The following is an 18,695-nucleotide window of genomic DNA, read 5'->3' on the forward strand; positions in this document are numbered from 1 at the left end:
CGCCCCGGCTCCTGTTCCGGGGTGACACCGCATGGCTCCCGGGAGCGATGCGACGTGCGGAGGACCCGAACGGCCGCCGAACTCAAGACCTATCGCGCCTATGTGGCCCATGTGTCGTGCTGCGGGCAGTGCGGGCCGAAGCGCTGCCCCGTCGGCGCCGCACTGTGCCGGGCCTATCTCAAGGAGGTCAACTCGCCCGGGTGAAGCAGGCCCGGCGTCCGGCCCTCAGCACGGCTCGCGGCAGCCGTCGACCGGGGGCTCGTGGATCGGCGCTCGGCCGAGTCCGGGCGCGGACGGCTCGGTGCGCCCCGACGCCACCGGCGCGGGCAGTGGCATCCCGGTCGGGTGTCTCGGGACCGGGACCACGACGGACAACAGCGCCGTCCCCAACTGCCGTGCCGTGTTCGCGCGTCCGTGACACAGGCCCAGGACGATCGCGGCCGCCACGGCTATCAGATGTTCCCTGCCGGCCAGGTTGGGCTTGGCGATCGACTCCCACACCATCGAACCGCCGGTGAGCGTGAACACGACGGGGGCCCGCCGTACGACGGCGAGGTAGGTGAACAGGCCCACGACCGCGGCGGACGGTCCCGTGTCGAGCACCTGGCCGATACGGGGCGGCAGGCCGAAGCCGCACCAGCCCGGCCCGAGCGCGATCATCACACGCACCGTCAGCGTCCCGGCGAGCGTGGTCGCGTAGGAGACCACCAGCGTGCGAGCCCGGCCCAGGGCCAGTTCGGCCAGGGCGAAGGCGAGGAACAGCTGGGTGATGCCCGCCCACACCGGTAGGTCGAGGGCCGGCACGTACAGCGACACCGGTGTGCGCAGCAGCGCCAGCCACAACGGCAGGTCGGCCGTGACGCCGCCCAGGATCCGCACCGCCGTCGCACCCGTGGGCCGTTGGGCGATCGCGTGGAAGAAGATCACACCGAGTCCGGCGACGAAGGCGAGCGACAGACCGGACGGTCCGCGCCGCAGCAACCGGTGCACCGGATCGACGACGATGCCGTGCCACTCTCCGCGCAGGGTGCGCACGACAATGCGGGCGACCCGGACCCCTACGGCGGCCGGCCGGCCCGGCCCGGCATCCCCCGCGGCGGACGGTGATCCGTCGTCAACTGCGCCCGCGGACCCACCCCCGTACCCCGCAGGACCGTGGCGCCACTCCACCCCTTGACGCAAAAATCCCCCCAGCGCCCATGAAATGCACAATCGTACGGTTCGGAATCCGGACCGGGCAAGACACGGCAGTGACGGGCGCACCGGAGGACCGTCGACCGGGCGGGCGCACCGGTGAGCAGCAGCGGTGCCGGAGGATCCGCTGCCCTCGCTTCGGCCGCGCTCCTTGCTTTCGACCCGGCGCGGTGGGGGATGCTGCACACGATCGGCAGCCGACCCACGCGGAAAGCCGGAGAGCCCATGAGCATCATCGTCTGGATCACCGAAGGCACCTGGCCCGCCTGTGTGGACGCCGCGGTCACCCGCGCCACGCCGGACGAGGAGATCGTGCTGCTGTACGTCTGCGACGACACGGTCCCCGAGACGGCCCACGGCGCGTTCGCCGGGCTCCTCGGCCGCGGTCATCCCGAACGGGACCCGGGAGATCGCATCGAGGTGCTGTCCGAGGCCGCCGCGCACGAACTCCTCGGCGCCGCCGAACGGCACTTGGGCGGCCCGGCCCGCCGGGTCCTCGTCCGCGGGCGCACGGAACGGAAGGTCGTGGAGGCGGCCGGCGGAGCCGACCTGCTGGTCTGCGCACGTGACGGCGATCGCTCCCGGCTCGGACCGCACAGCCTGGGCCCCACGACCCGGTTCGTGGTCGACCACACCCCCTGCCCCGTCCTGCTGGTGTGGCCGGGAGAGGCCCCACCGACCGAGCTGCCGCCGCCCCCGCCTCCCGCTCCGGGCCGCCACCGTTGACGCCCGGTCGCATCACGCAGCGAGAGGCGGCCTGGGCCCGGCCCGCCATGGTCGGCGGGCCGGGCCCAGGCCGCCTCCCGGCTGTCGGAGCACGTTGGTGACCTGCGAGTGTCCGGCCACGCCGTAGTGTGGAGCCCGGGCACGCCGGTCACGGGTACCCGGGATAGGAACCCCGGCCCGATTCCGGCGGGCCGGGGTTCTTGTTCTCCCACGCCACTCGGGCGGCCCGACTACTTGCCGCCCCCTTCGTAGTCGTAGTCGTAGTCGTAGTCATCGTCGTGGTCGTGGTCGTGGTCGCCGTAGTAGTGGTCCTCGCGCTCGACGAAGACGTGCTCGCGGACCACACGGAAGCTGCCCACCACACCGTCCTCGACCTCCACGCCGTCCTCGACGTGGCGGGGGACGAGCCCGTTGCTCGAGGAGAACGGGCCGACCGTGGCGATCGGGGCACCGTTGTCGCAGGTGGCACCGCTGAACACCTCGATGGTCTTCCTGCTGTCGTTGCGGACGTTCAGGCTCTTGGCTCCGAGGCCGCTGACCACCGTGATGCAGCCGCTGGGGACGGCGGCGTAGTCACGCTCGTTGACGTGGACCCTGTCGACGACGTCGGCGAAGTAGTCCCACCTCCCACGGCGGTTGTCCTCGCGGTCGCCACCGCTGCCGCCGTTGCCGTAACCGTAACCGTTGCCGTCGTTTCCCTTGTCGTCGCTCTCCGGGGCCAGGGCAACGGCGACCCGCTGGGCCGCCGGAGCCGCCTGCGGCTCGAAAGCGGGGGAGACGTCCGTGATACCCGTGGCCACCAGGGCCGCGCCGACGGCGACAGCGGCAGTTACAGCGATGGAACGCGTCGCCATGTCACTTCTCCTGTCTCAGACACCTCGGCTGTGAGCCGATGCGCGAACGAAAGTACCGATCGGACATATTTCAGTCATGTCAGACATGCGGACAATATTAAAAAGAAGCCGTTCGGAGTGAACATGTCGTGACGCCCTGTCACCAGCCAACCCCTGGACACCCCTGAGTCACGGTCATGCGCGTGCAGCCCTGCGCAGCAGCACGGGAAGCGCGGAGACAGGTCGCCGATGTCCCGGCACGGGCTTCTCCGCGCACGCAGAGGCATTGGCTCGATGCGCCGCCGGAAGGCTCAATACGAATGGCTTTCAACTACCCGCTGGGCGCGCATAAATGAGCGGGGCGACGAGCCAATTCCCGCCTCGAAGGACGCGGATTCACCGATCGCGGTCGAACACCGGTCGCGTCGGCAATCGGGGACCCGCAGGTCATGGCGGATCCACACCACGAATGGGCCCGGCCCGAAACGGCCACCGGCATCGCATATTGGAGTACGAACGAGGCCTGAAATCAGGAGTTGAAGCCCTTCCCCGGGGCGCGCCGTGGGCTTCACCGCAGTCGCCTCTTCGCCTGCGGAGGGCGAAATCATCGCTCGAGAGGAACAACCGGTTGCACTCTTACGTAGTATCTGTACACCCGGACATTGCACGGCAGTTACGTAGCCGCCACCTGAACACGAGACCGGAAGCGCGGGCGTGTTCCGCTCCACGCCCGACAGTCCTCCGTCCCGGCCGGTGAACCGAGGAAAGGGTCGACGCCATGTCGCAGAGCACCACCACCAGCACAGAACTGACATCGCAGTACACCGCCCAGGTGACCGGTGACCTTGAGAACAACGTCAAGGAACAGGAGCGCGTCAACGGCGAGATCGCAGCGCTGCAGGAGCTGTTGACCGCGCTCCGGCACGACCACTCGATGCTGGTGAACATGCAGCAGGCGCTCGGCGTCACCCCCGTACCGGACGGCTCCACGGCCACCGGGAACGGCGCCGCGGTTCCCGCCCCGCGTGGGCAGGAGTCCACCGAACCGAGCGCCAGGAAGCGTACGCGCGCCAAGAAGGCCGAGACCGCCTCGGGACGGGCGCCGGCCCGGAAGCCGGGCGTGAAGAAGCCTGCGGGCAAGGCCCCGGCCACGAGGGCGGCGCAGCCCACACTCGTCGAACTCGTCCGCGGCCACCTGGCCGCACTGGACGAACCGCGTTCCGCGGCCGAAGTGGCCACCGCACTCGGCCGGGCACACCCCGAGCGCGAGATCAGGACGACCGTCGTACGCACCACGCTCGAGGGACTCGTGGCGAAGAACCGGGCCCAGCGCAGCAAGCAGGGCACAGCCGTCTTCTACACCACTGCCGACAGGCCCGAGCCGACACCGGAAGCGGAGGTCCAGCCGGACCGCAGCGCGTAGGAGAGCGGGGCGGAACCGGCCGAGCGGGGCGGCTCAGATCCGGTGCGCGCTGTCCGGTGTCAGTTCCTGCTCGGCCCAGATGCACTTGCCGTCGTCCAGATAGCGGGTGCCCCAGCGCCGGGAGAGCGCGGACACCAGATGCAGTCCCCGTCCGCCCTCGTCCATCTGCGTGGCCCGGCGGATGCGCGGCGTCGTGAGGCTGCCGTCGTACACCTCGCAGATGAGCGATCCGCTGCGGAGCAGACGCAGGCGCAGAGGCCCCTTCGCGTGCCGTATCGCGTTTCCGACGAGCTCACTCACGACGATCTCCGTGGTGGGTTCCAGGTCGTTCAGCCTCCAGCGGGCCAGTTGCCGTCTGACGAGCTCGCGTGACTCGGCCGCCGCCGTGGGACCCTCCGTCAGTGCCCACGAGGCGACGTCGTCGGGCGCGGTCACCCGGGTGTGGGTGAGGAACAGCGCCGCGTCGTCGACGACCCGCGGCCGGTCGCGCGTCAGCTCCGTCGTGATGAGGTCGCACAGCCGGCCGAGACACGCCCCGCCGTCGCCGTCACATGCCCGGGAGAAGTACGAGGTCTCGTCCAGGGCGCCGGCCACCGCCCTCACCAGCAGTCCGACACCTTCGTCCACGTCACGGTCGACGGACCGCAGCAGCCCGTCCGTGTAGAAGACAAGAACGCACTGCTCCGGCAGACGCAGTTCCTGCGTGTCGAAGGGCGGCTCGGCCGCTCCCAGAGGTGGATTGGCGACCAGCGCCGGCCGGTGGAGCGTGCCGTCGGGATGGACGACGACGGGCGGAGGATGGCCCGCCAGGCAGAAGGTGCAGATGCGGCTCACGGGGTCGTACACCGCGTACAGACAGGTGACGTAGGAGTCGTCGCCCAGCTCTTTCACCAGGTCGTTGAGGTGGCCGAACATCTCGTCCGGCGGCATCTCCAGGTCGGCGAGAGTGCGCACCGCGGTACGCAGCCGGCCCATGGTGGCTGCCTCGGTTATGCCATGGCCCATCACGTCGCCGACGACCATGGCGACCCGGTCGGCCGAGAGGGGTATCAGGTCGTACCAGTCACCGCCCACTGCCGCACCCTCGCTCGCGGGGAGGTAGGACGCGGCGGCGGTCACCGCCGGCAGCTGGGGCAGTGACCTGGGCAGCAGTCCCCGCTGCAGCGACTGCGCACGGCTGTGCTCCGCGTCGTACAGGCGGGCCCGTTCCAGAGCCTGTGCCATCAGCCCGCTCAGCGCGGTCAGCAGTGTGCGTTCCTCGTCGGTGAACGTGCGCGGCAGGGCGAAGGATATGACGCAGCACCCGAACTCCTGCCCGGACGCGATCAGGGGGAGGAACGCCCAGGAGTTCTTGTCGGGGTGTGCCATCCGGCGCAGTTCCGGATAGCGGCGTACGAAGTCCGCGGTGCTTTCGACGAACACCGGACGACGTCGGCGCAGGACGTCGGTCATCAGAACGTTCGCGTCGGTCGCAAGGCCTTCGAGACGACCTTCGAGGAACTCCTCGGCGTATCCGACCGATCCGACGACGTGCAGGCGCCCGTTCTCGTTCGCCTCGATGACGAGCCCGTCGGCGCCGAAGGGCGGCAGCACATGATCCGCGACCACCCCGACGACGTCCCGTGTCGTGAACGCCTCGGCCAGGGCCGTCGTCAGCTCGGCCATCCGGGCCGTCTGCCGGGCGGCACTCCCCCGGGATCTCTTGGCATCGGCGGGCCCCGGGGGGTCGGCCGGAACCGTGCGACCCGGGACCTGCTCGCGGCCGGTCGCTCCCCGGCAGGGCGACGCATCGACCGTGCGCCGGCCCAGCCACTGGGCGGACCAGCCGGCCACCGCCGTCAGGAACGAGCACCCCGGAGCGTCCGGCTTGCGGTCGTCCGACAGGAACAGCGTGAGGACTCCGAGCGGTCGGTCCGTACCGGGCACGGGGACGGCCACCGCGCCGTGGCTCTCGATGCAGGGGCTGTCCTCCCCGCTCCAGCACAGGACACCCTCGCGCATGGCCCGTACGGGCACCAGGTCCCGGTCGATCGCGAGATACGCCCACTCGTCCGTGACCTTGTTCGGCAGTCCGCTGGCCGCGACGAGATACAGACCGTCCGGCGTCTCGCACGGGAGGTGGACGACGCCCCCCAGCGCCCCCACCTCGGCCGTCGCCTGCTGGAGTGCCAGCGTCATCGCCTCGTGCACCGACAGGTCGTCGCCCTGGGCCTCGAGCAGGGCCAGCCGGGCCGCCATGGAACGCCGGGTGAATGTGGGACCTGCGTCGTCTGTCATCGTCCTGCCCGCCCGCGGCCGAGCTCCGGAGCCGGTGCCGGCGCGAACGGTTGCTTGGACATCGTTCATCGCCTTGCTCCAGCTTACGTCGCCGTGTTCGCGCTCCGGAGCGCCGCGAGGACGGCCCCGGTGCGCATGGTCCTGCCGGCCCGGACGGAGGGGACGGCCGCCGTCCTGCGGCCGGGCCGTGCCCTCCGCCCCGGCGTCGAAGACGGCCGTTCCCGCCGGGGCCGTCTTCCCGGACCGCGGCCCCGAAGGCAGGCGCCTCACCCGCACGGATGTGCGCCGCCGCGTCGTCCGCGCCCGCCGGAGCGCCGTGGGGCGAGACCGGTCCCCCGGCTCGCCCCACCCTCTCCCGCGACGTACGGACCTACAGGGCCGCTCCGTCGGTGAGCAGTTCCTGGATGCCGATGCGGTGGTAGAACTCGGCACGGATGCGGTCGGCCACGACGGAGACGACCTCGCTGCCGTCCTTGCTCGGGTCCACATGGACGCGGAACGGCCGTCGGCCGGCGGGCAGGTCCACGACGTCCACGATCGCGTCGGCGACCTCGTCCGCCGTGCGCCCTGCCGGGAAGATGTCCGCGAGTGCCTGCGCCATGCTGTCCCGCAGGGCGCCGTAGCGCTCGTCGTACTCCGCGGCACGCTCGGTGTCGGCCGGGGAGCCGGAGTGGGCGAAGTGGTTGGTGCCGCTGGTGTACGCGCCGGGCACGACGATCACGGTGTCGATACCGAACTTGATCAGCTCGGCCGCATAGCTCTCCGCGAGGGCGTCCATGCCTGCCTTCGCCGCGAAGTACGGGGCGAGGAACGGCGGGTGGCCACCGCGGGTGGAGGAGGATCCCACCCACACCAGCAGGCCCGAGCCCTGCTTGCGCAGTACCGGCAGGGCCGCCCGGTTGACGCGCTGGGTGGAGAGCACGTTGACGTCGTAGACCTGCGCCAGCTGCTCCGGCGTGAATGCCTCGGTGGGACCGAGGACCATATGGCCGGCGTTGTGGACCACGACGTCGAGGCGGCCCTGCTCGGCCACGATCCGCTCGACGGCCGCGTCCACGGAACCCTGGTCCTGTACGTCCATCTCTATGCCGCGCACATCGATGCCCTCGGCCCGGGAGAGCTCGGCGAGTTCCTCGACGTGCGGGGCGTTGCGGTCGGCCGTGGCGCGCATGCCGGCGTAGACGACGTGGCCGGCGCGGGCCAGCGCGCGGGCGGCCAGGTTGCCGAAGCCGCTGGAGGCCCCGGTGATGACGATGACCTGCTTCTCACTCATGGGTGTTCTTCCTCTTCGTCGTGTTCGTCGCATGACTGGTGTCGGGGGGGTGGGACCGCGTCGCGGGCGACGCGTCAGGCGAGACCGCCGTTGGTGAAGACGACCTGGCCGTTGACCCAGCGGGCGGGCCCGGCGAGGAAGGCGACGGTCTCGGCGATGTCCTCGGGGCCACCGAGACGCTCCAGCGGCACCGCCTTGGCGAGGTGGTCGATGGTCGCCTCGTCCTTGCCGTCGAGGAAGAGCGGGGTGGCGGTCGGGCCGGGCGCCACCGCGTTGACGGTGATGTCCCTGCCGCGCAGCTCGCGGGCGAGGATCAGGGTGATCGCCTCCACGGCCGCCTTGCTCGCCACGTAGGCGCCGTAGTTCGGGAACTGCGCGCGGGTCACCGAGGTGGAGAAGTTGATGATCGCCCCGCCCGAGCGCAGCCGTTGGGCCGCGAGCTGATCGACGACGAAGGTGCCGCGGATGTTGGTGCGGTGCATACGGTCGAGCAGGTCCAGGTCCAGCTCCACGAGCGGGCCCAGGCGCATCATGCCCGCGGTGTTCACCAGGACGTCGATACCGTCGAACGCCGCCTCGACGGCGTCGAACGCCGCGGCCATGTCCTGCTCGTCGGCGACGTCCCCGCCGACGGCGATGGCCCGGCCACCGCTCGCGGTGATCGCCTCGACGAGGTCGTCGGCCTTGCCCTTGTTGCCGGCGTAATGCACGGCGACGGCGAAACCGTCCCTCGCCAGGCGCTCCACGACGGCGTGACCGATACCACCGGAGCCGCCGGTGACCAGCGCTACACGGGGGGACGTGGTGTCGCTCATGAGTTGTCTTCTCCTCGTCACGGTGGGTCTCGGAGCCCGGTGTAATCACCGCTCCCCGGAATCTGTAATCGACGATAACAGTCGATCGAATCGATGACAACACCACTGATGAATCATTGATACGAAGCCCTGGTCCGGTAACGGCGACAGCTCCTCCCCCTGCACCCGCGAGCCCGCGATCCCGTAGCGTGATCACATGACCGACCAGTCAGAACTTCGTCTGCGGATGCTGCACGCAGCCGAGACGCAGCTCTCCGCATCGCCCGAACACGACATCTCGACACGGGCCGTGTGCGAGGCCATCGGAGTCGGCCAGCCCGTGCTCTACCGGCTGTTCGGCGACAAGGCCGGTCTGCTCAGCGCCCTCGTGGACCACGGCTTCGACCGCTACGTCCAGCGCAAACGGGCGCTCGCGACCACCGACGACCCCCTCGGCGACCTCCGCGTCGGCTGGGACGACCACATCGCCTTCGCCCTGGAGAACCCGGCGATCTACCGGCTGATGTTCTCCCCCATGCTGGCGCGCCAGCCCGCCGCTCCACGGACCGTCTTCAAGCTGCTCACCTCGACGCTCGAACGATGCGCGGAGGCGGGTACCTTGCGCGTGCCGCCGGAGATCGCCGCACAGCAGATCATGTCGGCCAACATCGGCGTCGCACTCGCCCTGCTGGTGCGCCCCGACATCTACACCGATCCGGACCTCTCGGCCAGGGTGCGCGACGCCACCTTCGCCGGCTGCGTCAGCGGGCCGCCCAAGGAGCCGGAGGTGGGTTCGACGGCCCTGACCGCGACCCAGCTCGCCGCCCGCCTGCGTCGGCATCCGGCCCCGTCACTGGGCGCCGAGGAGCAGCAACTGCTCCTCAAGTGGCTCGACGGACTGGGCGAGTAGGGCGACCGGTCGCGCCAGGCAGGCGACGGCACCCGGCCGTCACCGCTCCTCCCGCACGGACCTCGGCCCGCCGCTCCCCGCGCGCAGCGGTCGCCGCGGTGTTCCGGTCTGCCGTTCGGCCGCCCCCGGTGGCGCCACCCCCTCGACGGCGGCTTGCTGGTGCCAGGGCCCCGGAGAGGAGTGAGCCGCGCATGAGGAGAACGGCGCAGCAGCGGCAGTCCCTCAAGACCCCTCGGGCCGCCGGGCTGGCGGGGGTCGTCTTCGCGCTGCTGCTCGCGGCGGCCATCGTCCTGATCCGGCTGGGCATCCCGCAAGGCGCCGACGCGGCCACCGCCGGAGGGTTCCCCGACCCCACGCGGCGCAGCGCGGTACGGGCGGCACTCGCGCTCGTACCGTTCGCCGGCATCTTCCTCCTCTGGTTCATCGGCGTGATGCGGGCCCATATCGGCGAAGCGGAGGACAAGTTCCTCGCCAGCGTCTTCCTCGGCAGCGGGCTGGTCTTCGTCGCCACGATGTTCGCGGCGGCCGCGGCGGCCGACGCCGTGCTGGCCACCACGAGCCGGCCCGGGGGCCTTCCCGCCCCGCCGACCTGGGACTTCGGCCGCCACTTGGCGTACACCTTGATGGTCGGGTTCGCGATGCGGATGGCGGCGGTCTTCACCTGCTCCATGTCCGTCATCGGGCACCGCCTCGCGGTGCTGCCGCGGTGGCTCACCGTGCTGGGCTTCCTCACGGCACTGACGCTGCTCTTCGTCGCGACCAACGTCCCCTGGGCGGAGTTGGCGTTCCCGGCCTGGTCCCTGATCATCAGCGTCCACATCCTCGTGGCGGGCGGCCGCTCCCGGCCGGGCCCCGGGAGGACGTCCTGATCCGCAGCCGCCACCGCTCACTCCTTCGGCACATCCCGGCGAGCGGGGCCCCTCGGGCCTTCGATGCTGTCGTGAGGGGAGATGACCGCCGTCCTGAGGCGCCCGCCGCGTGGCGGTGCCGCGACGGACCTGGCCGCCGAAGGCGGTGGACGTCGATGAGGCCTGTGGCCGATCTCAACGGGTCCCGGCGACCCGCGCAGTGCGCGTTCCTCCCGCCGGACGGCCTCCCCGCGTACGGCCGTTCACTCGCCCACGACCCGCATGCCGTGGACGGGCATCGGCCGAAGCGGGCGCGCGCCGCCGCGGGCTGCCCGGAACCGGCACGTTCCAAGGACGCCCCATGACACACGCCTCGCTTCTGCGCCAGATCACCGACTACGCCAATCGGGCCGACCCCTATCCCCTGTACGAGAAGCTGCGCAGGACCCCGGTGCTGCACGACGAGGAGGGCGGCCACCTCGGCTTCGGCAGCGGCATCCACAGCTGTTTCGGCGCCCCGCTGGCCCGGCTGGAGGCGCAGATCGCGCTGACCGAGCTCGCCCGCCGGCTCGACGGCCCGCGTCTCGTGGAGGATCCGCCGCCCTACCGGCAGAACGCGGTGCTGCGCGGGCCGCGCCATCTGGCCGTCGCGTTCGACGGGGTGCGGCCGTAGGGGCCTTCGCTGCCCCGGCCTGACGACCGCCTGCTCGTTCCCCGTGCGGGTCGACCGCTGCGCACATGACCGTCGACCCCCGGGAAACGGTCGGGAAGGGAGCTTCCGCCATGTGGGACGCCCAGGCACCCGTTGCCCTCTCCCAAATAGGAGCATATGCTCGTAACTGCCGGTCACAGTGATCGCGCAGAATGAGAAGGAGCCCCTCATGACCGTTGTGAAAGTTGCCGCCGTCCAGATCAGCCCCGTGCTCTACAGCCGCGCGGGCACCGTCGAGCGGGTGGTGAAGAAGATCCACGACCTCGGGAAGCGGGATGTCCGCTTCGCGGTCTTCCCCGAGACCGTCGTGCCCTACTACCCGTACTTCTCCTGGGTCAAGCCGCCCTACGCGATCGAGGGTGATCAGCTGCGCCTGCTCGAGGAGTCGGTCACTGTCCCCTCCCCCGAGACCAACGCCATCGCGGAAGCCGCGCGGCAGAACGAGATGGTCGTCTCGATCGGCGTCAACGAGCGCGACGGCGGCACCATCTACAACACCCAGCTGCTGTTCGACGCGGACGGCGCGCTGCTCCAGCGCCGCCGCAAGATCACCCCCACCTACCACGAGCGGATGGTCTGGGGACAGGGTGACGCTTCCGGTCTGCGCGCGACGGACACCGCCGTCGGCCGCATCGGTCAGCTCGCCTGCTGGGAGCACTTCCAGCCACTGGCGCGTTACGCCCTGATCGCCGATGGCGAGCAGATCCACGCCGCCATGTTCCCCGGCGCCCTGGGAGCCGGGAAGTTCGTCGACCAGATGGAGGTCGCCATCCGCCAGCACGCGCTGGAATCGGCTTCCTTCGTGGTCAACGCCACCGCCTGGCTCGACCCCGACCAGCAGGCGCAGCTCGCCCGGGACACCGGCGGCCCCGTCGGCGCGTTCTCCGGCGGCTTCTTCACCGCCGTCGTCGACCCCGAGGGCCGCATCGTCGGCGCGCCGCTCACGGCCGGTGAGGGCGAGGTGATCGCCGACCTGGACTTCGCGCTGATCGACCGGCGCAAGCGCATGGCCGACACGCGCGGCCACTACAGCCGCCCGGAACTGCTCAGCCTGCGGATCGACCGCACCCCCGCATCCGTGCTCCACGCCCGCGACACCCAGGCGCCGGCCGCGCGGGGGACGGAAGAGGACCTCTTCGCCCGGTGACACCGGCAAACGACGCGACCGGGACCGGCCCGATGGGGCCGTTCGGCCCGGTCGGGGGACGTGCGGCCCCTGCTGCGGACACCGCCTTCCCGGCCACTCTGGAGACCACCCTCAGTCCGGGAGGCAGAGCGATGGCGCACACCGTGGTCGCAGGGATCGACGGCTCGCAGGAGAGCCGGGCCGCAGCCGAGTGGGCGGCCCACGAGGCGGGGCTGCGCGGCGTACCGCTGAAGCTGGTGCATGTCTGGGAGCCCGTACCGGAGCCCATGGCGCAGGCCCCGCTGCTCGGCGCGGAGACGAGTCAGCACTGGAGCGAGCGGATCCCGCGCGAGACGGCCGAGGAGCTCAGGGCGCGTCATCCGGGTGTCGAGATCGCCGAGGAGCAGCTCACCGGCCGCCCTGCCGAGGTGCTGGCGGACGCGGCGAAGGGCGCCGGGGTGCTGGTTCTCGGGTCCCGCGGCATGAGCGGCATCGGGGGGTTCCTGGTCGGGTCGGTGGGCCTGGCCGTGATCGCGCACACCGAGGTACCGGTGGCACTGGTCCGGGCGCTCGAGGAGCGCGCCACGGACCGCTCGGGCCCGATCCTCCTCGGGCTCGACATCGCCTCCCCCGACGCCTCCGTGATCGCCTTCGCCTTCGAGGAGGCCGTCCGCCGCGGTACCTCCGTGCACGCGGTGAACGCCTGGAGCCTTCCGTCCTCGTACGCCTACGGGCTGGCCGCGGGCGTGGACCTGTACGCCGAGGTCGCACGGGAGCGGACGGCCACGCTCACCGAGGTGCTGGGCGAGTGGGAGCGGAAGTTCCCGGACGTGGAGGTGAAGGGCGAGTCCCGGTTCGGACCTGCGGCAGAGCACATCGTCGAGGCCTCACGTCAGGCATCGCTGGTGGTGGTCGGCCGTCGCGTCCGCCGCAGCCCGCTCGGCGTCCACATCGGCTCGGTCACCCACGCGGTCCTGCACCACGCGGTGGCCCCCGTCGCCGTCGTCGCCCACGACTGACATCCGGCCCGCCCGGCACCGGTGACCCGCCGTCAGAGACTCGCCGCATGGTCGGGGACGTACGTCTGCAGATCGCGCGGCGGGCGCTCGTAGCCGGTCGACGCCGGCCGCGCAGGCAGCTCAAGCACCGGCGGCGTCACATCGTGGTACGGCACGGAACCCAGCAGGTGAGCGATCATGTTCAGCCGGGCCCTGCGCTTGTCGTCGCTCTCCACGATGTACCACGGGGCTTCGGAGACGTCGGTGTGCACGAGCATCTCGTCCTTGGCCCGCGAGTACGCCTCCCAGTGGGTGATCGACTCCAGGTCCATCGGCGAGAGCTTCCAGCGCCGCAGCGGATCCTCCAGCCGGCGCCGGAAGCGCTCCTGCTGCATGGCGTCGCTCACCGAGAACCAGTACTTGCGCAGCAGGATCCCGTCCTCCACCAGCATCCGCTCGAAGATGGGGCACTGGCGCAGGAAGAGCTGGTACTCCTCCTTCGTGCAGAAGCCCATCACATGCTCGACGCCGGCCCGGTTGTACCAACTGCGGTCGAACAGCACGATCTCGCCGGCCGCCGGGAGATGCTCCACGTACCGCTGGAAGTACCACTGGGTGCGCTCACGCTCGGTCGGCTTGGGCAGTGCCGCGATCCGGGCGACCCGCGGGTTGAGGTGCTCGGTCACCCGCTTGATGGTCCCGCCCTTGCCCGCCGCGTCCCGTCCTTCGAAGATGACGACGAGCCGGGCGCCCGCCGCCCGCACCCACTCCTGAAGCCTCACCAACTCGGTCTGCAGGCGAAGCAGTTCGAGTTCGTACGTCTTGCGTGGCAGCGTTTCCGCCTTTTTGCCGGCCATGCCGCCTCCCGGTCGATGACGTGCGGGTTTCCGTGTCCGGCCCGTGCCCTGGCTCGAACACTATCCCCACCGGTCGTACGTGCCGACGAACCCGCTGGTCACGACGTGCGCAGGTGTCGTCTCCCGTCCGCCCGCGCTGCCGCCGGCAGGCGGACCGCCGTTTCGGCCCGCTCCGCGCCCCCTCGGCATGCGGCGTGCCCATACGCTGCGTCATGAAGATCGAGCCGATCACGCTGTCCACCCCGCGCCCCGTGCGACGGCCGGTACTCGTGCAGCGCCCGGCGGCAACTGACCTTCCTGCACTGGCCGGTGGAGCCGGACCGGGTGGCCGCGCTGCTTCCGGCGGGGACCCGTCCCGACACCCTCGACGGGGTGACCTGCGTCGGCCGCGGAGCCGGACTCGGCCCGGGACCGGGGTTTCCGTACCCCGGAACGTTCTGTGAGACCGACGTCCGCCTGTACCCGGGGGACGGACAAGGCCGGCACGATGTGATGTTCCGGTCGCTGGACGACGCACGCTTGATACCGGCGCCGGCGGGCCGGCTCGGTGTCCGGCTGCCTGCTCCTGGTCGGCGATGCGTCTGCGGCGTGAGGGCGACGTCATCACCTCCAGCTGCCGCCGACGGCACCCCGCAGCCGCCGGGCCCGCCGGCCGTGCCGTTGTACGGACCGGTCGCCCGATCGTCGAACCCACGTGGCTGGAAAGGTTTCTGACGGCACGCTGGGGGCCGCACATGACATGGCACCGGCCGTACGGTGCATGCCCGACGAGCAGGAACCGTGGCCGCTGTTCCGGGCCGAGTTGCCGGACCTGGACGACGGTCCGGTCACTGCCGCCGGTCTGCCTCCCATGAGCAGGGTCCGGTCAGCGTGCTCTGCTCCCCCGGGGTCGCCGTTCGGTTCGGCACCCCTTTCGTCGTACCGCCGCTGCCATCCGGGGCCCGTTGACACCGGTGCGGCCACCGCGCCGGCGTACGTCGGCCCCGTCGCGAACCGCGCCGAGGTCCCCCGGTCTCCTACCGGCCGGGGAACCTCGGGTACGCGGTGTCACCGGGGCGGGCCGGACTCACCGGGCTTGATACGTCCGCGCCAGGCACCGGATTCGCCTTCACGGCGCTCGATGTAGTCCTTGAACCGCCGCATGTCGCCCTTGACGCGCCGGTCGATGACCCCGAACATGTCCGCGGCCTTCTCCAGGGCTCCGCCCGGTTCGACATCCATCACGAGCTCCACCCGCGTGTGCGCGTCGTCGAGGCGCTGGAAGCGGACTGTGCCCTTCTGCCTCGAGTCGCCGGTGGTGGTGCGCCACGTGATCCGCTCGTCGGGGAGCTGGTCGACGATCTCGGTGTCGAACTCCCGTCGTATTCCGACGATCTTGGTGGTCCACCGGTTGTGGCGGTCGTCGATCTGCCTGACCTCCTCGACACCCCCCATGAAGTTCGGGAACTCCTCGAACTGGGTCCACTGGTTGTAGGCGGTGTGGATGGGGACCTCGACGTCCACCGCCTCCTTGACGATGCTCATCTGCGCCTCCTTCTTGCTGATCGGCGGCGGCAGGGCGGTCGGCCCGCCGCACGGATCCCGGCACAGTGCGGCGGGTACCCAGGGAACGTCCGTTTACAGATGTTCCCGAGCGCCGAGGCCGGGCGCCGCCCTCCGGGCGACCGCTCCGCGCGGTCACCCGGAGGGAACACGAAGTCACCGTGAGCGACGCGTCCGATGTCGCGCCTCGTCTCCAGGGGGCATCCGGTGGCCGCCCCACGGGTGGCGAGGCAGGGTGGAGTACATGGGTCTCAGGTCGAGACTCGCCTGTCCACGGCAGCCGTGGCAGTCGAGTCACGCGCTGCTGCTTCTCCCCATCGCGTTGATCGTGGTCATCACCTTGGTGGACATCCACTCCCCTGATGACGTCCATCTCGGCCCCGCTCTTGTCATCGCGCCCGCGCTCACCCCGTCGTTCGCGGGCACCCGGTCGACCGCCTTCGTCGCGGCGCTCGCGGTGGCCGCGCAGACCGTCATCGCCGCGTTCCACGGCGGGCTGTCCACCACGAACCACATCGTCCAGATCGGCACGCTCGCGGTGCTCTCGGTGGTGATCGTGGTCTACTGCTGCGTCCGGGACCGGCGTCGCCGGCAGCTGGCCCAGGTCCGCTCGGTGGCCGAGGCGGCGCAGCATGTCCTGCTGTGGCCGCTGCCGGAACAGCTCGGCCCCTTGAGGGTCGCATGCCTGTACCTGGCCGCCGAGGACGAGGCGCAGATCGGCGGCGACCTGTACGCCGCGACCCGTACCGACAACGGGGTGCGCGTCATGATCGGTGACGTGCGCGGCAAGGGCCTGTCCGCCATCGGCGAGGCCGCCCTGCTCCTCGGCGCCTTCCGTGAGGCCGCGCACCGGCAGGACTCCCTGCCGGACCTGGCGGCCGCCCTGGAGGAGAGCGTGAGCAGGTACCTGGCCGACTTCGAGCCGGTCGAGGAACTCGGCGAGCGCTTCGCGACGGCCTTGCTGGTGGAGATCCCCGACGGGGATCCGGTCACCCGGATGACCAGCTGCGGTCACCCTCCGCCGTTGTTGCTGAGCCCCGGCAACGAGGTCTCCGTGCCCAGCCTGCATCCGTCGCCGCCGATGGGGGTGCACGCGACGAGCCCGGCGGACTACACCCTGGACGTGTTCTCGTTCGAGCCGGGCGACACCCTCCTGCTCTACACGGACGGCGTCATCGAGGCACGCGACGAGAACGGCGGCTTCTATCCCCTCGCGGACCGGCTCACGCGGTGGACCCATGCCAGTCCGGAGACGCTCCTGCACCACATACGGCGCGATCTCCACGAGCACACGGGCGGCCCTCTCGACGACGACGTGGCCCTCATCGCCCTCCATCGCACGCCCACGGCGCACCGGCACCGTCATCACGGACTGGGCATCCACACCGACGGTTTCCGCCGCCGTTCGGGAGCGGAGCAGCGCGGCGCGTGATCGGAGAAGACCGTGCCGGACCGTACCGCCACGACCGCCGGGGGAACCGGGTCAGCCGCCGAGAATCTCGGTGAAACGCCCGGCGCCGATGTTGCCGCCGGAGAGGATGACCCCGACCCTGCGCGGCAGGCGGTCGACCCGGTGGGCCAGCAGCGCGGCCAGCGCACTCGCGCCGCTGGGTTCGACGACGAGTTTCATCCGCTCGAAGGCGAAGCGCATCGCGTCGCGGATCTGTTCGTCGCTGACCAGCGAGATGCCGTCCACCAGCCGTCGGTTGACGGCGAAGGTCAGCTCTCCGGGTGTGTCGGCTGCCTGGCCGTCGGCGATCGTGCGCGGCACGGGGATGGAGATCCGCCGGCCCGCCTCCAGTGAGCGCTTGGTGTCGTCGCCGGTTTCCGGTTCGACGCCGATGACCCGTGTCGCGGACCGCAGTCCCTTGGCGGCCGTGGCGCTCCCGGCGATCAGACCGCCGCCTCCGACGGGTACGACCAGGGCGTCGAGGTCCCCGGTCTCCTCGATCAGTTCGAGGGCCGCGGTCCCCTGTCCGGCGATGACGTGCGGGTGCTCGTAGGGCGGTATGAGCGCCAGGCCGCGGTCGGCGGCGAGCGCTTCGCCGATCGCCACCCGGTCCCCGGTGTAGCGGTCGTAGGTGACGATCTCCGCCCCGTAGCCGGCGGTCGCCTCCCTCTTGGAGCGCGGCGTGTCCTCCGGCATGAGGATCACGGCCGTGGTGCCGAGTTCACGTGCGGCGAGCGCGACCGCCTGGGCGTGGTTGCCGGAGGAGTAGGCGGCGATCCCCTTGGCCACCTGGTCCGCCGGCAGCCGTGAGGCGGCGTTGTACGCCCCGCGGAACTTGAACGCCCCGATCCGCTGGAAGTTCTCGCACTTGACGAAGACCTCCGCGCCGACCAGTTCGTCCAGGGTGCGTGAGCGCAGCACCGGGGTGCGGTGGGCCACGCCCTTGATCCGCGCGGCGGCGTCGCGGACGTCCGTCAGGGTGACGAGGAAAGGGGCGGTCATGTACGGACTCCGTCCTGATCTGTGCCGGTCGGGGCGCTGCCGTCGGGGTCGGAGCCGTTCGGCGCGTTCCGGGCCCGGGCAAGGTAGTTGTAGGCGGAGGCCCGGGAGATCCCGAGCCGTTCGGCGACGTGCTGGGCCGCGCCGCGCACGGCGAAGACCCCTCGCTCGTCGAGGCTGCGGAACAGGCCGAGGCGTTCGTCGCGGCTGAGTTCCGACCACTGCTTGTTCTGCCGCAACTGGTGGGAGTCGACGATGGCGTCCACCACGGAGTCGATGTCGTTGCCGAACGTGGTGGTGGGCACGATGCCGGCTCCGGTGACCCCGGCCAGCTCACCGATGAGGGCATGGGCCTGGTTCACGGCGGTGATGTCGACGTTCACGCACAACGCGCCGAAGACCGTGCCGGAAGGGTCGCGCAGGAGCATGGTCGACGACTTCAGCAGTTTCCCGGACGGGGTGCGGGTGACGTAGTTGAGCTCGTCGGCCGCCCCGTCGCCCCGGGCGAGGAGGCCCATGCCGATCTCGCTCATCGACCCGCCGACCGCACGCCCCGTGACCGAGCCGGCGATGGCGACGACGGAGTTCTCCGGGTGGCGGAAGTCGTGGACGACCACTTCGCAGAAGGAGCCGAGCGTGGCGACGATGCCGTCCACGACGGGCGTCAGGGCCGCGATGACGGCGTCCTGCTGCTCAGCCGACACAGGTCACCTCCGCGGCCGTCGGCTCACGG

At 71.0% G+C, this 18,695-nt stretch carries 18 protein-coding genes and 1 pseudogene; 10 read left to right on the top strand and 9 right to left on the bottom strand.

Going from position 1 to position 18,695, the window contains the following annotated elements; genetic code table 11:
- The first annotated feature begins 54 nt into the window (after nt 1–54).
- Entirely contained in the window at nt 55–204 is a 150-nt protein-coding gene (locus tag ACSHXN_RS05065) for a hypothetical protein (RefSeq protein ID WP_355138013.1), read from the top strand.
- Between the two features lie 21 nt (nt 205–225).
- Here the strand turns inward: ACSHXN_RS05065 and ACSHXN_RS05070 are convergent, their stop codons facing one another.
- Nucleotides 226–1,035: a hypothetical protein gene (locus ACSHXN_RS05070; RefSeq protein WP_438302716.1), complete on the bottom strand. Its 810-nt coding sequence runs from the start codon at nt 1,033–1,035 to the stop codon at nt 226–228.
- A 384-nt stretch (nt 1,036–1,419) separates the two neighbouring features.
- Here ACSHXN_RS05070 and ACSHXN_RS05075 point away from each other — a divergent pair, with 384 nt between their 5' ends.
- Entirely contained in the window at nt 1,420–1,920 is a 501-nt protein-coding gene (locus tag ACSHXN_RS05075; protein WP_438302717.1) for a universal stress protein, read from the top strand.
- Nucleotides 1,921–2,150: 230 nt separating this feature from the next.
- Here the strand turns inward: ACSHXN_RS05075 and ACSHXN_RS05080 are convergent, their stop codons facing one another.
- Entirely contained in the window at nt 2,151–2,774 is a 624-nt protein-coding gene (locus tag ACSHXN_RS05080) for a hypothetical protein (RefSeq protein ID WP_355138310.1), read from the bottom strand.
- A gap of 757 nt (nt 2,775–3,531) precedes the next feature.
- On the opposite strand from ACSHXN_RS05080, the gene ACSHXN_RS05085 reads away from it, so the two are divergent.
- On the top strand, nt 3,532–4,176 hold the full coding sequence (locus ACSHXN_RS05085) for a hypothetical protein (RefSeq protein ID WP_438302718.1): 645 nt from the start codon (nt 3,532–3,534) through the stop codon (nt 4,174–4,176).
- Nucleotides 4,177–4,209: 33 nt separating this feature from the next.
- On the opposite strand, the gene ACSHXN_RS05090 is transcribed toward ACSHXN_RS05085, so the two are convergent.
- From ACSHXN_RS05090 to ACSHXN_RS05100, 3 genes are all read right to left on the bottom strand, one after another.
- Nucleotides 4,210–6,453, bottom strand: coding sequence for a SpoIIE family protein phosphatase (locus ACSHXN_RS05090; RefSeq protein WP_438302719.1), 2,244 nt, complete (start codon nt 6,451–6,453; stop codon nt 4,210–4,212).
- Nucleotides 6,454–6,823: 370 nt separating this feature from the next.
- The gene (locus ACSHXN_RS05095; RefSeq protein WP_355138304.1) at nt 6,824–7,726 is read right to left on the bottom strand and encodes an SDR family oxidoreductase; all 903 of its coding nucleotides are present in this window, start codon (nt 7,724–7,726) and stop codon (nt 6,824–6,826) included.
- A 74-nt stretch (nt 7,727–7,800) separates the two neighbouring features.
- Complete coding sequence (locus ACSHXN_RS05100; RefSeq protein WP_438302720.1) at nt 7,801–8,541, bottom strand: SDR family oxidoreductase; 741 nt, start codon at nt 8,539–8,541, stop codon at nt 7,801–7,803.
- A gap of 196 nt (nt 8,542–8,737) precedes the next feature.
- On the opposite strand from ACSHXN_RS05100, the gene ACSHXN_RS05105 reads away from it, so the two are divergent.
- The 5 genes and pseudogenes from ACSHXN_RS05105 to ACSHXN_RS05125 all read left to right on the top strand — a co-directional run bounded on the left by ACSHXN_RS05105 (nt 8,738) and on the right by ACSHXN_RS05125 (nt 13,135).
- Complete coding sequence (locus ACSHXN_RS05105; protein WP_355138300.1) at nt 8,738–9,430, top strand: TetR/AcrR family transcriptional regulator; 693 nt, start codon at nt 8,738–8,740, stop codon at nt 9,428–9,430.
- A gap of 191 nt (nt 9,431–9,621) precedes the next feature.
- Nucleotides 9,622–10,299 carry a hypothetical protein gene (locus ACSHXN_RS05110; RefSeq protein WP_356110331.1) on the top strand — a complete coding sequence of 226 codons (678 nt, stop codon included), beginning with the start codon at nt 9,622–9,624 and terminating at the stop codon, nt 10,297–10,299.
- Nucleotides 10,300–10,753: 454 nt separating this feature from the next.
- A pseudogene (locus tag ACSHXN_RS05115) lies at nt 10,754–10,951 on the top strand (cytochrome P450); the annotation flags it as partial.
- Nucleotides 10,952–11,159: 208 nt separating this feature from the next.
- Complete coding sequence (locus tag ACSHXN_RS05120) at nt 11,160–12,137, top strand: nitrilase-related carbon-nitrogen hydrolase (RefSeq protein ID WP_355138296.1); 978 nt, start codon at nt 11,160–11,162, stop codon at nt 12,135–12,137.
- 131 nt (nt 12,138–12,268) lie between these two features.
- Nucleotides 12,269–13,135 (top strand): universal stress protein, encoded by an 867-nt coding sequence (locus ACSHXN_RS05125; RefSeq protein ID WP_355138294.1) that lies wholly within the window; start codon nt 12,269–12,271, stop codon nt 13,133–13,135.
- A 32-nt stretch (nt 13,136–13,167) separates the two neighbouring features.
- Here the strand turns inward: ACSHXN_RS05125 and ppk2 are convergent, their stop codons facing one another.
- A complete protein-coding gene (ppk2, locus tag ACSHXN_RS05130; RefSeq protein WP_356110334.1) occupies nt 13,168–13,971 on the bottom strand; it encodes a polyphosphate kinase 2 in 804 nt (267 codons plus the stop codon).
- 324 nt (nt 13,972–14,295) lie between these two features.
- Between ppk2 and ACSHXN_RS05135 the strand changes: the two genes are divergently transcribed.
- Complete coding sequence (locus ACSHXN_RS05135) at nt 14,296–14,685, top strand: DUF2071 domain-containing protein (protein WP_356292424.1); 390 nt, start codon at nt 14,296–14,298, stop codon at nt 14,683–14,685.
- A gap of 333 nt (nt 14,686–15,018) precedes the next feature.
- Here the strand turns inward: ACSHXN_RS05135 and ACSHXN_RS05140 are convergent, their stop codons facing one another.
- A complete protein-coding gene (locus tag ACSHXN_RS05140) occupies nt 15,019–15,495 on the bottom strand; it encodes an SRPBCC family protein (RefSeq protein WP_059128093.1) in 477 nt (158 codons plus the stop codon).
- Between the two features lie 262 nt (nt 15,496–15,757).
- On the opposite strand from ACSHXN_RS05140, the gene ACSHXN_RS05145 reads away from it, so the two are divergent.
- Nucleotides 15,758–16,945, top strand: a complete 1,188-nt coding sequence (locus tag ACSHXN_RS05145; RefSeq protein WP_355138288.1) for a PP2C family protein-serine/threonine phosphatase — start codon at nt 15,758–15,760, stop codon at nt 16,943–16,945.
- Nucleotides 16,946–16,996: 51 nt separating this feature from the next.
- On the opposite strand, the gene ACSHXN_RS05150 is transcribed toward ACSHXN_RS05145, so the two are convergent.
- Entirely contained in the window at nt 16,997–17,965 is a 969-nt protein-coding gene (locus tag ACSHXN_RS05150; protein ID WP_356110341.1) for a pyridoxal-phosphate dependent enzyme, read from the bottom strand.
- On the bottom strand, nt 17,962–18,666 hold the full coding sequence (locus tag ACSHXN_RS05155) for a helix-turn-helix transcriptional regulator (protein WP_356292425.1): 705 nt from the start codon (nt 18,664–18,666) through the stop codon (nt 17,962–17,964). Before ACSHXN_RS05155 ends, ACSHXN_RS05150 begins: the two co-directional genes overlap by 4 nt.
- Nucleotides 18,667–18,695 lie beyond the last annotated feature (29 nt).

The sequence above is a fragment of the Streptomyces sp. HUAS TT11 genome, assembly GCF_051553595.1.
Lineage (GTDB): Bacteria > Actinomycetota > Actinomycetes > Streptomycetales > Streptomycetaceae > Streptomyces.

What these genes read in the sequence shown, in the direction of transcription:
- ACSHXN_RS05110 (WP_356110331.1), top strand. Translation starts at nt 9,622, where the DNA reads ATGAGGAGAACGGCGCAGCAGCGGCAGTCCCTCAAGACCCCTCGGGCC.
- ACSHXN_RS05140 (WP_059128093.1), bottom strand. Translation starts at nt 15,495, where the DNA reads ATGAGCATCGTCAAGGAGGCGGTGGACGTCGAGGTCCCCATCCACACC.
- ACSHXN_RS05080 (WP_355138310.1), bottom strand. Translation starts at nt 2,774, where the DNA reads ATGGCGACGCGTTCCATCGCTGTAACTGCCGCTGTCGCCGTCGGCGCG.
- ACSHXN_RS05150 (WP_356110341.1), bottom strand. Translation starts at nt 17,965, where the DNA reads ATGACCGCCCCTTTCCTCGTCACCCTGACGGACGTCCGCGACGCCGCC.
- ACSHXN_RS05100 (WP_438302720.1), bottom strand. Translation starts at nt 8,541, where the DNA reads ATGAGCGACACCACGTCCCCCCGTGTAGCGCTGGTCACCGGCGGCTCC.
- ACSHXN_RS05105 (WP_355138300.1), top strand. Translation starts at nt 8,738, where the DNA reads ATGACCGACCAGTCAGAACTTCGTCTGCGGATGCTGCACGCAGCCGAG.
- ACSHXN_RS05125 (WP_355138294.1), top strand. Translation starts at nt 12,269, where the DNA reads ATGGCGCACACCGTGGTCGCAGGGATCGACGGCTCGCAGGAGAGCCGG.
- ACSHXN_RS05120 (WP_355138296.1), top strand. Translation starts at nt 11,160, where the DNA reads ATGACCGTTGTGAAAGTTGCCGCCGTCCAGATCAGCCCCGTGCTCTAC.
- ACSHXN_RS05075 (WP_438302717.1), top strand. Translation starts at nt 1,420, where the DNA reads ATGAGCATCATCGTCTGGATCACCGAAGGCACCTGGCCCGCCTGTGTG.
- ACSHXN_RS05095 (WP_355138304.1), bottom strand. Translation starts at nt 7,726, where the DNA reads ATGAGTGAGAAGCAGGTCATCGTCATCACCGGGGCCTCCAGCGGCTTC.
- ACSHXN_RS05090 (WP_438302719.1), bottom strand. Translation starts at nt 6,453, where the DNA reads ATGACAGACGACGCAGGTCCCACATTCACCCGGCGTTCCATGGCGGCC.
- ACSHXN_RS05085 (WP_438302718.1), top strand. Translation starts at nt 3,532, where the DNA reads ATGTCGCAGAGCACCACCACCAGCACAGAACTGACATCGCAGTACACC.
- ACSHXN_RS05145 (WP_355138288.1), top strand. Translation starts at nt 15,758, where the DNA reads ATGGGTCTCAGGTCGAGACTCGCCTGTCCACGGCAGCCGTGGCAGTCG.
- ppk2 (WP_356110334.1), bottom strand. Translation starts at nt 13,971, where the DNA reads ATGGCCGGCAAAAAGGCGGAAACGCTGCCACGCAAGACGTACGAACTC.